The sequence below is a fragment of the Nostoc sp. C110 genome, assembly GCF_043099725.1.
Taxonomy (GTDB): domain Bacteria; phylum Cyanobacteriota; class Cyanobacteriia; order Cyanobacteriales; family Nostocaceae; genus Nostoc; species Nostoc muscorum_A.
The window spans coordinates 4,516,167-4,531,502 of record NZ_CP171148.1; the positions used below are offsets into that span (position 1 = coordinate 4,516,167).

The window sequence follows — 15,336 nt, forward strand, 5'->3', positions numbered from 1 at the left end:
AAACAGGCTGTACAGATGCTAGGCAGGAATATTGCAGATTCCTATCCCTGACTTATTCACCAATACCACTTGTCTTAATGATAGTTCTGATTGCTAAATTAGAAAGAGGTATTTGTCTAATAGTATACTTTGGTTTTAAATCTTATTGTTTTAATTTTGCTGACTCTACCATGACTACCATAAATAAAATTTACGTGCAAGTGTTAGTACAACTGCTGCGGAGGGAAAACTTAATATGCAGCTTCATCTGGATTTTTCAGCTAGCTATGAGTGCTGTATGTAGTATTAGACATTGCTCGCAGGAGGTGAAAGAAGATTTGACTAGCAAGGATCGACTCTATAACCCTATAACTGACTATGAAAGCAATTACACTGCACTAAAGCAAACGGTAATAGGTATAAGCAATTGAAACGAATTACCGTGAGTAAACGCTCCTACACTCAGCAGTCATGTAGCCAAAGAGCCTTATTGGTGGAAATGCTCTGCTCTTACCTGACTCAGAAAAATCCTTCCCTGATCAGATTATTCTTTATCCGACTGCCGTTGCAGCAGGAAAGCGGTGCATGAAATCCCAAGCAAACAGTAAGCCTAAAATTTTGGTTGTCGATGATGAGCCAGACAACCTTGACTTGCTTTACCGCACCTTTTATCGCGACTATAAGGTGCTAAGGGCAACCTCTGGCCCTGCGGCCCTCGATCTGCTGGCTCAAGAGGGAGAGGTCGCGGTGATCATCTCCGATCAGCGAATGCCGATGATGAGCGGTACAGAATTTTTGAGCCTGACAGCAACTCAATATCCAGATATTATCCGAATTATTTTAACTGGCTACACCGATGTTGAAGACTTGGTGGAAGCAATCAACGCTGGTAAGGTCTTTAAATATGTCACCAAACCGTGGGAAGCTGAGGAACTTAAAGCTGTAGTACGCCAAGCTTTGGATACTCACAATGTCCTCAAAGCCCGCACCCGCGAACTTACACGCACACTCCGACAAGAGTCGCTACTGAATACTGTCACAAATACGATTCGTAGTGCTTTAGACTACAGACAAATTTTGCAGGCAATTGTAGATACAGTGGGTCACATGTTGGAGGTGGATGTCTGTCTATTGCGTCCCTTCCAAGATGAGCAGTTGACGGATAAAGGATTTATTTATCAGAAAGCTCTTTCAGAAGAAGCAGGGGAATATACACCAGCAGAGGTGCAGGCAAATAATTCTTCTGCTGTGTCCCTCTCCCCCTCTACCCCTCTGACTGTCTTGGCTCAGACGGTGTGGGAAACCCGCGAAGTCCAGGTGATTCACGATATAACCGATGATGAACGTATTCACGGTAATACTCCCGAACTGCGCGAACGTGGGGAAGCTTTTGCTGCGGCTAATATTTGTTCTAGTTTAGTTGTGCCATTGATCTGCCAACAAGAACTGATGGCAGTGCTGGCACTACACCAGTGTTCTGTGCCCCGCTTCTGGGGAGAGGATGAGGTGCAGCTAGTGTTGATGGTAGCGGATCAGGCAGCCTTAGCTTTGTCTCAAGCTTATGCTTACGAACAAGTACGTGCCCTTGCCAAGCGAGAGAGTTTAATTAATACGATTACTAGCGCGATTCGCTCTAGTCTAGACCCCCAAGATATCTTTGCGGCTATTACTCAACAACTTGGACAAGCCTTACAAGTCGATGGTTGCGTCCTCTCTTTGTGGACAGAAGAAGATGAGTTTGTCGAGTGTGTTGCCTTGTATGATAGTTTTCAACATTTGGAAAGTTTACGTAGGCACAGCTCGCCACAGGCATCGCCAACCCAAGACAATAACCATCTATCAGCCCAGAGATTACCCTATTCTCAATCATCTATACAAGAGAATCCCATTCTCCAACAAATGCTACAGACACATGAACCTGTGGTAATTGGGAATGTGAGTCATTCTCCCTCAGATATACAGGGTTTTAATTTGCCGTTAAAAATGCCAGCGCGATCGCTAATGTTTGTACCATTATTGGCTGATGGTAAATGTATCGGTAGTATTACCTTGCATGAAGGTAAAAAAGTACGTCAATGGCTGCCATCTGATATTGATTTGGCGAAAGCAGTAGCAGCTCAAGCAGCGATCGCTGTGCAACAGTCACACTTGTATCAAAAAACTCGCCAACAAGCTGAACGCTTACTGGAGTTAGACAAACAAAAAACCGAATTTTTCCAAAATATTTCCCATGAGTTTCGCACACCGATCACCTTGATTCAAGGCCCTTTAGAGTCGGCGGTGGCGGCTGGTGAAGGATTATCTTACTCCCAAAGTGCGATCGCCCTGCGTAACTCCCGGCGCTTGCTACGACTGGTAAATCAACTCCTGGATTTACAACGCCTAGATGCGGGGAGAATGCAGCCTAGTTTCCATCCCTGCGATTTAGTCGAATTTGTCAGCCAAATTGTGGAATCTTTTCGTCCCTACTGTGAGAAAAAGAGACTGCATCTCGCCACCCAGTTAGATGAATGTTCTCCGGTGTACTTGGACATGGAAAAATTTGACAAGGTGGTTTATAACCTTCTGTCAAATGCCATGAAGTTTACCCCCGAAGGTGGCACGATCAGCGTCAGACTAAAATCTGAACAAGATCGTTGCATATTACAAGTACAAGACACGGGAATTGGCATTGTTAAAGAACAAATTCCCCACCTATTTGAGCGCTTCCGCCAAGCTGAAGGTTCAGCAAACCGTTCCTATGAAGGCAGTGGTTTAGGTTTAGCCTTAGTTAAAGAATTGGTAGAATTGCATGGTGGCCATGTCACTGTGGAATCAGTTTATGGACAAGGTACTACCTTTAGTTTATGGCTTGTGACTGGAAATGCTCATTTACCTGTACAGCAAGTACTAGAAACCCCTGCCGAAGTGAACACAAGTCGCGCTAGCGTAGAATTGGCTGATTTAGAACTGGTAGAGTCAACAACAGACAATATTGAAGATATTACAATAAATTTCTCTCCTAATTCTCCTAATATTGATACTCAAGACTCAGCACTTAAGACTCAGCACTCAATTTTAGTTGTAGATGACAACCCAGATTTGCGAACCTATGTATCTGAAATTTTCCGCCGTAACGGTTATCATGTACGCACAGCTCGTAACGGTTATGAAGGGCACAGTTTAGCTAAGGAAATTATACCCAGCTTGATTGTGACTGACTTAATGATGCCCTTGGTGAGCGGACTTGAGATGATTCAGATGATCCGCAATGAGGAAAAGCTGAAAGGAACGCCCATCATTCTACTGACAGCGAAAGTTGACGAAGAAACCCGCATCGAAGGTACAGAACATGGGGCGGATGCTTATTTAGCAAAACCATTCAACGATCGGGAACTTTTGGCGGAAGTTCGGAATCTTTTAGCATTAAAAGAAAATGAACGACGAATTGTGGAGTTAAATACTTATCTAACAGAATCAGTATTAAAGCGCTTTTTACCGGCTGTATTGGTGCAAAAAGCCGCAACCGGAGATTTAACATTAGATTTGCGCCCAGAACCACGCTTAATTACAGTTTTGTTTAGTGACATCGTGGGTTTTACACAGCTATCAAATACTCTCAGATCCCGACGAGTCGCAGAATTACTAAATGAATATTTAGAAGCTATGACCAAGGTTGTATTTGGTAATGGCGGCACTGTAGATAAATTTATGGGAGATGCTATTTTAGCTTTATATGGAGCGCCGGAAGAACTAACCCCCAATGAACAGGTACGTCGTGCCATCAATACAGCAAGAGCAATGCACCGCTCACTGGCTGACTTGAACCAACGCTGGCGAGAGCAAGGTGTATTCGATGGTGACAGACTTACTAGCGTACAGTTTCGGTGTGGTATTCATCAAGGTACGGCTGTTGTGGGGATGTTTGGTAGTGCTGAACGTGCGGACTATACTGCTATTGGCCCAAGTGTAAATATTGCTGCCAGGTTGCAAGCTGCCGCTCTTCCCGGTACTATCTTGGTTTCTGCTGCCGTGGCAGATTATTTGCAGGAAGAAGAAATTACTAAAGGTAGTCCACTAGAACTTAAAGGAGTAGATGAAACAGTTTTGACCTTTGCTGTTACACCAGAGGTAATGGTTAATCGCTAAAATTTAGACTGGTATTTTAAAGCATTAGCAATGAGTAAGAGTGCCTAATCATATCCAGTTTATATAATATGACACCATCGGTTGCAGACAAAACCCCAATTTCAACCAAAGTCTGGAGGCGACACACCGATCCACCAGCTTTGTGGATTTCTGTCGTTATAGGTTCAGTCTCTCTGCACTTGCTGGCGTTCTGGCTGATGCGCTCATCTAATGCCTTTAGTCTGTGGTTTCCTCAGCAAATTCAATCTTCTGTTCCCATTGAATTGATAGATATTGCTCCTCAATCAAAATCAACAGTCAAAAGAGTTTCGCCAAAGCCAGCATCCATAACTCAAAAGTCTGTACCAGCACCAGCAAAAACAGCAAGAAATACGCCCAAAAATCAAGATTTTGTTGGCGCAATAAATCCTGCTGATAATCTTCAGCAAAAGAGTCGAATTTACCCCTCTCAACCTAATAGACAACAGAGAGTTTCTACATCTACATCAAAAGCGATAGCTACGCCAAAACCGACAGTTACACCGAAAGCAATAGCCACGCCAAAACCGACAGTTACACCAAAACCAATAGTTACGCCGAAAGCGATAGCCACGCCAAAACCGATAGCCACACCGACACCTACAATTCCAATCGGCAATCTACCTTGGAACCGCCGTCAAGAAATCAAACTGGGAAAGGGAACGGCACTACCAACAGGTATTCCATCAACTCCACCAGTTTCGGAAGCTGAAAACATAAAAACTCCAACCACTCCTGCTAGGGAAACTCCAACCACTCCTACTAAGGAAACTCCAACAACTCCTACTGGGCAAACTCCAACAACTCCTACTGGACAAACTCCACCAACTCCTACTGGGGGAGCATCGGTAGCAATAGTAGCCCCTTTGCTCAGAGATGAAATGATTAAGTTCATACAAACAAGAGGATTTCGACAAGATGCTCTACCCGACGTTATCGCTTCATACACGGGAAGCAACACAAAACAACTAGACTCAAGTTTTCTACCTGGCGATTCCGAAGTTAAGCCAGCACAAATGCTTGTTAGTTTAATAATTGATCGCAATGGCAACTTTCAACAGGCTGTAGTTCTAGAAATAGAACCTGCAACACTACAAAGTCAAAAAAGCACATACGAACGAGTTCTCAATGATGTTTTCAAGACAGAAAACTTTCTTGCCGCTCATAACAACGATGGCACAAAACCAGATTTGAGCAATTTGTTTGTACGAATCAAAATCCAGCCTGCTAATTCCAATTAGACGCTTGAATTTTTTCAACAACTGTGTTATGTTTATAAAGTTGGAAATTTGCGGGCGTAGTTTAGTGGTAAAACTATAGCCTTCCAAGCTATTAATGCGGGTTCGATTCCCGCCGCCCGCTTAGAAAAAACTCTAAAATCAGCTAGTGCAGCATGGTGTAAATACACCTACTATTTACTAAAAAATTTTGGAGTGGGTGTCGTACCCCACCCAATTAATGCAAATCTTGTATTAAACAGCTTAATTGTTGCTTTTCTTGATCGAGAAACAGCCACAATCTATCAAGCTATGCCTGCTGCGGGCTATGCCTACGCTAACTTTGGCGAATAAACAAAAAACTAGAGGAATCTCGCACAGCTTTGATTTCCGAGTATCCCTCATTGCTCTAATATCAACAATGTGCAGTCATTTATCCAAATCTACCGCTAACGTAATCTCTGGTATCTTGCTGCTGAGGATTGTTGAAAATTAGTTCTGTTGCGTCGTACTCTACCATGTAGCCGTTACGACCTCCTGACTCCGTAGTTTTGACATTAAAAAAGGCTGTCTTATCAGAAACCCGCGCTGCTTGCTGCATATTATGGGTGACAATAACGATGGTATATTGCTCTTTCAGCTGATGAATTAATTCTTCAACCCGCAAGGTGGAAATAGGGTCGAGAGCGGAGCAAGGTTCATCCATTAATATAATTTCAGGCTGGACTGCGATCGCACGAGCAATACATAACCTTTGTTGTTGTCCACCCGATAAAGACGAGCCGCTTTGCCGCAGCTTATCTTTAACTTCATCCCACAAAGCCGCTTGTCGCAAACTCCGTTCTACTAATTCATCCATGTTACCTTTGTAGCCGTTAATTTTGGCTCCAAAAGCAATATTCTCATAAATTGATTTGGGAAATGGGTTTGGTCTTTGAAACACCATCCCAATTCTCCGACGTACTTCTACAGGATCAATGTCGGATGCATACAAGTTTTTATCGTAAAAAAGTATTTTACCTTCTGCCCGAAATGACTCAATCAAATCATTGAGGCGGTTATAGCAACGCAACAATGTGCTTTTACCACAACCAGAAGGGCCGATAAAGGCTGTAACCTGATTTTTTGGTATATCTAACCAAATATTTTGCAAAGCTAAAAACTTGCCGTAGTAAACGTTGAGGTTTTCGGTGCGTAAAACAGTTTCAGTACCATTGACTGTGCTAATATTAGTAGCCATAAATTAAGTGAAGTATTAGTTTTAGCGATACAAATCCGCTATGTGTAAGCCGTTTCCCTAAGCTTTTTTGCGAGTAGCCCAGCGAGCAATGATACTTGTGATTAGAACCATCAATACCAAAATCAAAGATGCCGCCCAAGCTAGTGATTGCCAATTTTTAAACGGAGAAATAGCATATTTGTAAACCAAAACAGCAAGGGAAGCTGTTGGTTGGAATAAGCCATCGGGCCAAAAATTGGAAAATAGCGCAGTAAATAGTAAAGGTGCGGTTTCTCCAGATGCTCTGGCGATCGCTAGCGTTGCCCCAGTTACAATCGCAGGTAGAGCTGCTGGCAAAACTACTTGTGTTACTGTTTGAAAGTTAGTTGCCCCTAACCCTACAGATGCTTGTCGCAAATCTTGCGAGACTAACTGCAAGGCTTCATCAGTGGTTCGGACAATAATTGGCAACATCAAAATTGCCAGTGCAAACCCTCCACCTAAAGCAGAGTATGATCCTAAGTTTAACTTTACTAGTGTCAAAACTACAATGCCATAGGCAAATACCCCAGCAATAATTGACGGGACTCCACTCAAGACGTTAGCTGCAAAACGTACCCATCTCGCTACTTGCGCCGAACTAAATTCTGTGATATATATTGCCGCTAAAACACCAAATGGGATACTAATCAAGGCAGCAATTCCTACCATTAATAGTGTTCCCAAGATGGCATTACCAAAGCCTCCTCCCTGTTGTAAAGCTTTGGGTGGCAGTTCAAAAAAGAGGCTGGTACTCAAACTGCTAAAGCCTTGAATAATGACGTAAGAAAGTACTGCTAGCAAAGGCACAAGTGCCAATATCCCACAGATAAATGCAACTACTGTCATTACTGTATTAAACAGTGTCCTTTGAGACATAGGAGCGCGAGTTAGACTGCGCTCTGGAAAACTAGAAGTCATAATTCAACCCAAAACTAAGCTACAGTCGCTTGACTCTCAGAACGATAAACTCGGCCATGATATTAACTACCAAGGTCAAGAAGAATAGAACTAAAGCAGCGTACATTAAAGCCGAAACTTGCAAACCACTAGCTTCGGAAAATTGATTCGCCAGTAGAGAAGAAATTGTATTGCCTGGTGCTAACAGGGAGATACTAATGTTGTTGGAATTACCAATCAACATTGTTACAGCCATTGTTTCTCCCATTGCCCGACCGAGTGCCAACATCACAGCGCTAACTATCCCCGAAAAGGCTGCTGGAATAAGTATTTGTAATATAGTTTCCCATCGGGTTGCTCCTAGTCCTACGGCGGCTTGGCGCAAACTGGGGGGTATAGAAATCAAGGCATCACGCGATAGGGCTGTGATGATGGGCAAAGTCATAATTGCTAATATGACTCCCGCCGGTAACATTCCTGGCCCTGTAGGGGGGGTGCTAAAAAATGGTATCCAGCCAAAGTAACTATTGAGCCATTTTCCCAAGTTAGTTAAGATAGGCACTAAAACAAAAATACCCCACACGCCATAAACAACGCTGGGAATAGCTGCAAGCAGTTCTACTGCAAAAACCAGTACCAACTTCACTTTTGCGGGTAAAAAATCCTCGCTTAGTACAATAGCAGTACCAACTCCAATCGGTACAGCTATCAGTAAACCGATAAAAGAACTCAAGAGAGTTCCATAAATTTGAGGTAGCACCCCGTAGCTATCATTAACTGGGTTCCAAGTGGTGTTAGCTAAAAAGCTAGCACCAAACTTTTGGATGGCAGGCCAAGAAGCAATTGCGACCTGTAAGCCGATCCATAATAAAGTGGCAGCAACCCCAAAGGCAAAAATTTTAGTTAGCCAGATAAAACCGCGATCTAGGGATTTTTCTACATCAGAGCGATTTTTTGTCGCTGATGAAAGATTTTGAGAATTTGTAGTCATGACTACCGACTTTCACAATTAAATCAGAGGAAGATATGGGAGGCAACCATCTAAACAAAATTGTTGCCTCATCGTCTTTTAAAACTAGTTTAATAACCAGCTTAAAAATTATTGTCTAGCAATGCCTCATGCCTTCACTGTAGCTACTTGCTAGCGCTAGTCCCACTACCAACAGCGATTTTATAGTCTGGACTAATTTGATCAGCAGCCGCAGCCACCTTTGCGATCACGTTTTGGGGTAGAGGAACATATCCTAATGTTGTAGCCTGTTTTTGGCCCTCAGTTAAAGCGTATTCGATCGCAGCTTCAACTGCCTTAGCTTTTGCCGCATTGGGATATTTCTTGTAAGCCAAAATCCAGGTGTAAGTGACGATGGGATAGGAATCGGCCCCTTCTGGATCAGAAATGAAGACGCGGAGATCAGGCGGTAGAGTTACTGATGCCAGAGTTTTAGAGGCTGACTCCTCAGTAGGTACAATAAACTTACTACTTTTGTTTTCCAAAGCAGCAAACTTAAGACTATTTTGTTTGGCATAGCCGTACTCGACATAACCAATAGAACCTTGTGTTTGTTGGATTTGGGCGGTAACACCCTCATTCCCTTTAGCACCAACTCCGCTAGGCCAGTTGACAGTTTTGCCTTCACCAACTTTAGTCTTCCACTCCGGGCTAATAGCGCTGAGGTGTTTTGTAAACACACCTGTTGTTCCGCTACCATCTGAACGATAAACTACTGTGATTTTCTCTTTAGGAAGCTTTGCACCTGGGTTAGCCTTGGCAATTTGGGGATCATCCCAAGAAGTTATTTTGCCCAGTAGAATATCAGCGTAAACGGCTCGTGGTAGTTTAAGTTCTGCAACATCTGGCAAGTTGTAAGCTAGCACGATGCTACCAGCAGTGACAGGCAGTAAAATAACGCCCCTATCCGCTGGCACCTTCTGGATTTCTTCATCCTTCATGGCAACATCACTGGCACCAAAGTCTACAGTCCCTTTGATAAATTGCTCAACTCCGGCACCGCTACCAACTGAGGCATAGTCAACTTGCAGATTTGGATACTTTTTGTTTAGATCAGTAAACCATGTATCATATAGTGGTGCTGGAAAAGACGCACCAGCCCCGCTTAACTTGAGATTTCCACCTAAATCTAATTTGGTTGTACTGGAGGCAGTCGTATCTGTAGCAGTGCCAGAAGGAGTATCCTTTGTGGCTGTATTCTCTGGGTTTTGCTGTCCGCCACATGCAGCTAGGCTGATTGTCAGTGCTAACACTGAAACTGAAGCTGTGAGGCGATGAATTTTTGTTACACGAAAAGGTGATGGCATCGCTATCAATGTTTGGGTAACTTTTCAGGTGAGCGCCTCTAAGAATACCCCTAAAGGATTAAGCTAAAGGTAAAGGATAGGTTAACAAAGCAAAAAAAGCTTGTTTTTTTTTGATGAAGAACAAACACTCGTTTTTACTTTTGCTTGATAAAATTTATACTGCTGCTTTAGTTACACGTTACAAATAGTACCACAGTAACTTGGTTACATAAATATTGGCAAAACTTGATTGATAGCGTCACTTTTTGGTCAAATGATAAAAAATCTATAAAAAAATGACAAATTGTGTTATTATCTAAAGCTTAATAAATTTTAGAATTTTATGAAAGTTATTGCTGCTTATAGGTCTAAGCAGACTTAAAGTCATAACTAAACAATCTAAGTTTAGACAGTGAACTAATTTAGATAAAGCAGAAGGAAAACTATAAATTGCCTATTTTATGTAGAGTCTGCGGAGCGATCGCTAAAAAAAGTGAATTAAAGAACTATCTTTAACAATTTGTAGCATAAATTGGCTCTGAATCTAAAAACTTAGTTTAAATACTAAATTTTGCTAACTTTACCACGTATTAGGTCAAATACCAGAATCAGACTACGCTTCAGTCAATAAAATTACAGCTATAGACACCTAAGTCATAATTAGTAGAACTGAAAAGTTACATACCAAAAAGGCAAAAAAAAATATGCTAATTCTTAGAGGTGTCAGCACAAATTTCATTTTAATACTAATGAACATCCTAGTTGCTGTTGGTTTTCCCTTTTGCCTTTTCCTGGTTGCCTGATAAATGTTTGCTGCTTCCAATCAATTACTATGGTCTATGATTGGCTTACTCCTGACAATGGGTGGTACCTTCTTAGAAGCTTATGGCATCACCTTTCCTTGGAATTGGAGTAAGCACGGAATTCAGACTTTTTCTTTAGGTGTCACTTTTCAAATTGGCGCAGTACTGTTAGTGGGCTGTTTAGGGGGCAAAAATGCCGGTGCGCTCTCGCAAATTGCCTATTTAGTGATGGGGTTAACTTTATTACCTGTATTTGCCGATGGAGGTGGTATTGGTTATGTTAAGTTGTCTCAGTTTGGCTATTTACTAGGCTTTATTCCTGGAGCTTGGATTTGTGGCTTAGTTGCCTTTAAAGCTAGACCTCGACTAGAAACTCTCGCCTTTAGTTGCATCTGTGGCTTGTTAACTCTGCATCTATGCGGTATTAGTTATTTGATTATTAGCTATATTTTTCAGTGGAAAGGCACAGAAAATTTACCTTTGATGCAAGCAATCCTCAGATACTCTTGGTTTGCAATACCAGGGCAATTAAGTGTGGTCTGTGCCGTTACTGTAATAGCATATATATTGCGTCACTTAATGTTTTATTAGTCATCAAGGGGCTAGAGGCTAGGGGCAAGAAATTTACAATTTTCTCATCCCCTAGTCCTTAGTCCTTAGTCCTTAGTCTCTAGCCCCTAGTTTCATGCGTTTAAAAAACCGCCTTTTCTGGATTGCTGCCTTTATAGCTTTTTTCCTAGACCAAATAACAAAATACTGGGTGGTACAAACCTTCAGTTTGGGGCAAACACTACCACTCTTAACTGGAATATTTCACTTCACCTATGTTACTAACACTGGTGCCGCCTTTAGTCTGTTAAGTGGGAAAGTAGAGTGGTTGCGCTGGCTATCTTTAGGAGTGAGTTTGGTATTGATAGCGTTGGCTTTGTTTGGCCCAACATTAAATTTATGGGATCAGTTGGGCTATGGCTTAATTTTAGGTGGAGCTATGGGCAACGGTATCGATCGCTTTGTTTTAGGCCATGTCGTTGATTTTCTTGATTTTCGCCTAATTAGCTTTCCTGTATTTAATGTGGCAGATTCTTTTATTAGTATTGGTATTGTTTTTCTGTTAATTGCTTCCTTCCAAAAAACACCAACTTCAACAGGTAGGTTGGATTAAACTATTAAGCCTGGGATGATTAATCCCAGGCTATTAATTACTGAAACTATTGCTCAGTCCTATATGCGAAGACTTGATTTATGGGTTCCAGAGATTTGAATTTATATCCTACACCAGTTCTCATAACTGGTGCAGAAAGTCAAGATGCACAGGCGATCGCTGATGGTAAATTAGTATGTCAAACGTATCCAGCTTTTAATTTATTTACCTGGGGCAGGAGCAGTAGATGGAGTACTGGGAGAGTTGGCACCTGGTTCTGTAGGAGCGCCAGGTTCAGATGGAGTAACGGTTCCTGGTGCTGGAGTTAAGTTGCTAGGAGTGCCAGGCTCAGTTGGAGTAACACTTCCTGGTGCTGGAGTCAAGTTGCTAGGAGCGCCAGGTTCAGATGGAGTAACGGTTCCTGGTGCTGGAGTTAAGTTACTAGGAGCGCCAGGTTCAGGTGGGGTAACGGTTCCTGGTGCTGGAGTGCTTTCGGGAGTTCCACTGTCAGGTGGGGTAACAGTTCCTGGTGCCGGAGTGCTTTCGGGAGGAGTGATGTTACTCGGTGTGGTTTCTGCTGGTACTGTAGTGCTACCAGGAGTCGTGCTAGGTGTGGTTTCTGCTGGTGCTGTAGTGCTACCAGGAGCCGTACCAGGGGTAAGTGCTGTGCCGCCGGGACAGCGAGAGTTAAGCGGAAAATACTCGCACAGAATTTTCATACCTTCTGGCGACATCTTGATTTCCGTTGGTGCGCTAGTAGATTCGCTACTGGATTGAGCTATGGGGGATTTACTGGATTCGGCTACGGCAATATTAGTGGTGAGAGCCAAAGATAGAGCTGTACCAATCAGGGTCAGAGATTTTCCCATCATTCTGAAATTTACCTCAACGGAACACTCGGCCCATTAAAACAGATAATAAGATTTAGAAAATCTTCCTAAATGAATATATTTAAGTTTGTTGCAGAATATGTGGATATGTAAAATTGGTAAAAATTAAATCTGTCGTTTGTTATTAACTAGTGCTTATAAGTACAAGCTTTCAATCTATGCTTGTAGTCATTAAAGTAAAATGAGTAGATAAAATAAGCCTTTAGGAAGGAGAAAAAATTTTATTTCTCTGTAATGAAGTGATAAAAATAACGAGTCAACCCAGAGAAAAAAGTAATGTCCAGTATAAATTAGAGCAAAAAGTCCCGTATAGCTAATTTATGCTTTGGCTTATGAGTAAAATGATGAAAGACTAACATCTAAAATTGTAATTCGCCCCATTCTTCACTAAAAAGTGTGATGTGAATAGCCGATGAGTTCTCCCCAACCCCCTCACAAGCCACAAACGTTAATTGGTCAACTGACTCAAGCAGTCCATACTATCCAAGCTAGGGTTGATTTTTCCAAACTGGCGCTCAAGCCTAATGCCAAAGTACCGGAACTCTGGGTACAGGATGCGGGGGCGGATAAAGCAGAGGTATATCCACTGTTGGGCGATCGCTATATTCTCGGTCGTAGTTCCAAATCCAGCGATATCGTCGTCCGTAACCCTGTTGTCAGCCAAATTCACCTATCGCTATCGCGGAATTCTACTCAGCGCACACCAGTTTTCGTCATCAAAGACGAAAACTCCACCAATGGCATTTATCGTGGCAAGCGTCGTGTTAATTCTCTAGAACTACGTCACGGCGATATTCTGACTCTGGGGCCCCCAGAACTCGCCGCTTCTGTGCGCCTGCAATACGTCGATCCACCAGCCTGGTATGTCAAAGCTGCAAGTTGGACAGCTTATGGTGTTGGTGGTGTCAGCGCCTTGTTCGCCTTAGTAATTGGCGTAGAATGGCTGAAATTTTCAGTTAGACCCCTACCTACAGCTACACGCGCTCCAGTAGTTGTTTACGCCCGTGATGGAGCCACCCCTCTGAGAGAGCCTCGAACTATCTCTCACGTAGATATGAAGCGTTTAGAGGAATTTGGCCCTTATTTGCCATCTGCCGTAGTAGCTTCAGAAGATAGTCGTTATTACTGGCACTTTGGGGTTGACCCTCTGGGGATTTTACGAGCCGTGTTGATCAATAGCCGTAGCGGAGATGTGCAGCAAGGAGCCAGCACTGTTACGCAGCAAGTTGCCCGCAGTTTGTTCCGAGAGTATGTAGGTAGACAGGATACCCTTGGACGCAAATTACGGGAAGCAGTTGTCGCCCTGAAGTTAGAAACCTTTTACAGCAAAGATGATATTTTGCTGATGTACTTAAATCGGGTTTTTTTGGGGGGAGATACCTCTGGCTTTGAGGATGCAGCCCGGTATTACTTTGAGAAGCCTGCTAAAGAATTAACTTTGGCAGAAGCAGCAACTTTGGTGGGAATTTTACCTGCTCCCAACGCATTCGATTTTTGTGGGGATGGGCCAAATAAGCTAGAAGCAGCTGAATACCGGAATCGTGTGATTAAGCGATTGCTGGAAATGGGCAAAATTAAACCTGAAGATGCGAACCGAGCTAGACGCTCTACTGTCCAAGTTAGTCCTAAAGTTTGTGAACAACAAGCTAAGACGATTGCTCCTTATTTTTACAGTTACGTCTTCTCTGAACTTGAATCAATCTTGGGCGAGGGAGCCGCAAACGAAGGGAATTACATCATTGAAACCCAGCTTGATCCCGCAATCCAGAGCCAAGCTGAATCAGCGTTGCGGAATTCAGTCAACAATAGTGGTGGAAATTTTAATTTCTCTCAAGGGGCTGTGGTAACTCTTGACTCCAGTACAGGTAGTATCCTGGCAATGGTAGGTGGAACTGATTACAAAAAAAGTCAGTTCAATCGCGCTGTTCAAGCCAAAAGACAACCAGGTTCCACCTTCAAAATCTTTGCTTACACCGCCGCTATTCAACAGGGAATTTCACCATCTAAGAGTTATTCCTGCGCTCCTTTAACTTGGCAAGGCTTCACTTACAAACCCTGTCGTTCCGGTGCTGGTAGTTTAGATATTGCCACCGGGCTGGCTCTTTCAGAAAATCCCATCGCCTTGGGAGTTGCTAGAGAAATCGGGCTGAATAAAGTAGTGGCGATGGCTCAGAATTTGGGAATTAAGTCAAACCTCGATCCGGTTCCTGGCTTAGTACTGGGTCAAAGCGTGGTCAATGTTTTGGAAATGACTGGTGCTTTTGGCTCTATTGGCAATCGTGGAGTGTGGAATCCTCCTCATGCGATTAACCGAATTTTAGACAGTGGTGATTGCAGCGATCGCAATGATATCAAAACCTGCCGTGTAATTTACTCCTTCGACCAAGATCCAGATGCTAACAAACGAGTTTTGCCAAGTGGTGTAGCCGACGAGATGACTAGTTTGATGCGTGGTGTTATCACCAGAGGCACTGGTCGTAGTGCTGCCATTGGACTCGGAGAAGCTGGTAAAACAGGCACGACTGATAAAAACGTTGACTTATGGTTCATAGGTTTTATCCCAAGTCGGCGACTTGTAACTGGTGTTTGGCTGGGAAACGACAACAATTCCCCCACATCTGGTAGCAGCGCTCAAGCCGCTCAGTTGTGGGGAAATTATATGCGGAGAATTACGCGGTAAATTCGTAATTTGTAATTTCATAGTTAA

Annotated in this window: 11 protein-coding genes and 1 tRNA gene; 7 read left to right on the forward strand and 5 right to left on the reverse strand. The window is 43.0% G+C overall.

Annotated elements, in window-relative coordinates:
* Positions 1–564: 564 nt before the first annotated feature.
* The 4 genes from ACFFRD_RS24680 (at position 565) to ACFFRD_RS24695 (ending at position 5,696) form a co-directional block, all read left to right on the forward strand.
* Positions 565–4,107, forward strand: coding sequence for a response regulator (locus ACFFRD_RS24680; protein WP_392478078.1), 3,543 nt, complete (start codon positions 565–567; stop codon positions 4,105–4,107).
* Between the two features lie 68 nt (positions 4,108–4,175).
* Positions 4,176–5,366 carry a hypothetical protein gene (locus ACFFRD_RS24685; protein WP_392478080.1) on the forward strand — a complete coding sequence of 397 codons (1,191 nt, stop codon included), beginning with the start codon at positions 4,176–4,178 and terminating at the stop codon, positions 5,364–5,366.
* Positions 5,367–5,416: 50 nt separating this feature from the next.
* A tRNA-Gly gene (locus ACFFRD_RS24690) sits at positions 5,417–5,487 on the forward strand.
* Positions 5,488–5,558: 71 nt separating this feature from the next.
* Positions 5,559–5,696, forward strand: coding sequence for a hypothetical protein (locus tag ACFFRD_RS24695; RefSeq protein WP_392478082.1), 138 nt, complete (start codon positions 5,559–5,561; stop codon positions 5,694–5,696).
* A gap of 79 nt (positions 5,697–5,775) precedes the next feature.
* Here ACFFRD_RS24695 and pstB read toward each other — a convergent pair whose 3' ends face one another.
* From pstB to pstS, 4 genes are all read right to left on the reverse strand, one after another.
* A complete protein-coding gene (gene pstB, locus ACFFRD_RS24700) occupies positions 5,776–6,582 on the reverse strand; it encodes a phosphate ABC transporter ATP-binding protein PstB (RefSeq protein ID WP_114084556.1) in 807 nt (268 codons plus the stop codon).
* A gap of 57 nt (positions 6,583–6,639) precedes the next feature.
* The gene (gene pstA, locus ACFFRD_RS24705; protein ID WP_392478084.1) at positions 6,640–7,521 is read right to left on the reverse strand and encodes a phosphate ABC transporter permease PstA; all 882 of its coding nucleotides are present in this window, start codon (positions 7,519–7,521) and stop codon (positions 6,640–6,642) included.
* A 19-nt stretch (positions 7,522–7,540) separates the two neighbouring features.
* Positions 7,541–8,491, reverse strand: a complete 951-nt coding sequence (gene pstC / locus ACFFRD_RS24710; RefSeq protein ID WP_114084558.1) for a phosphate ABC transporter permease subunit PstC — start codon at positions 8,489–8,491, stop codon at positions 7,541–7,543.
* 143 nt (positions 8,492–8,634) lie between these two features.
* The gene (gene pstS / locus ACFFRD_RS24715) at positions 8,635–9,816 is read right to left on the reverse strand and encodes a phosphate ABC transporter substrate-binding protein PstS (protein ID WP_114084559.1); all 1,182 of its coding nucleotides are present in this window, start codon (positions 9,814–9,816) and stop codon (positions 8,635–8,637) included.
* Positions 9,817–10,601: 785 nt separating this feature from the next.
* Between pstS and ACFFRD_RS24720 the strand changes: the two genes are divergently transcribed.
* Both ACFFRD_RS24720 and lspA read left to right on the forward strand, forming a co-directional pair.
* Positions 10,602–11,189 carry a biotin transporter BioY gene (locus tag ACFFRD_RS24720; protein ID WP_193950125.1) on the forward strand — a complete coding sequence of 196 codons (588 nt, stop codon included), beginning with the start codon at positions 10,602–10,604 and terminating at the stop codon, positions 11,187–11,189.
* Between the two features lie 94 nt (positions 11,190–11,283).
* Entirely contained in the window at positions 11,284–11,760 is a 477-nt protein-coding gene (gene lspA, locus ACFFRD_RS24725) for a signal peptidase II (RefSeq protein ID WP_012407648.1), read from the forward strand.
* A gap of 200 nt (positions 11,761–11,960) precedes the next feature.
* Here the strand turns inward: lspA and ACFFRD_RS24730 are convergent, their stop codons facing one another.
* Positions 11,961–12,611 (reverse strand): hypothetical protein, encoded by a 651-nt coding sequence (locus ACFFRD_RS24730; protein ID WP_392478087.1) that lies wholly within the window; start codon positions 12,609–12,611, stop codon positions 11,961–11,963.
* Positions 12,612–13,041: 430 nt separating this feature from the next.
* Between ACFFRD_RS24730 and ACFFRD_RS24735 the strand changes: the two genes are divergently transcribed.
* Positions 13,042–15,309, forward strand: a complete 2,268-nt coding sequence (locus tag ACFFRD_RS24735) for a transglycosylase domain-containing protein (protein ID WP_392478089.1) — start codon at positions 13,042–13,044, stop codon at positions 15,307–15,309.
* Positions 15,310–15,336 lie beyond the last annotated feature (27 nt).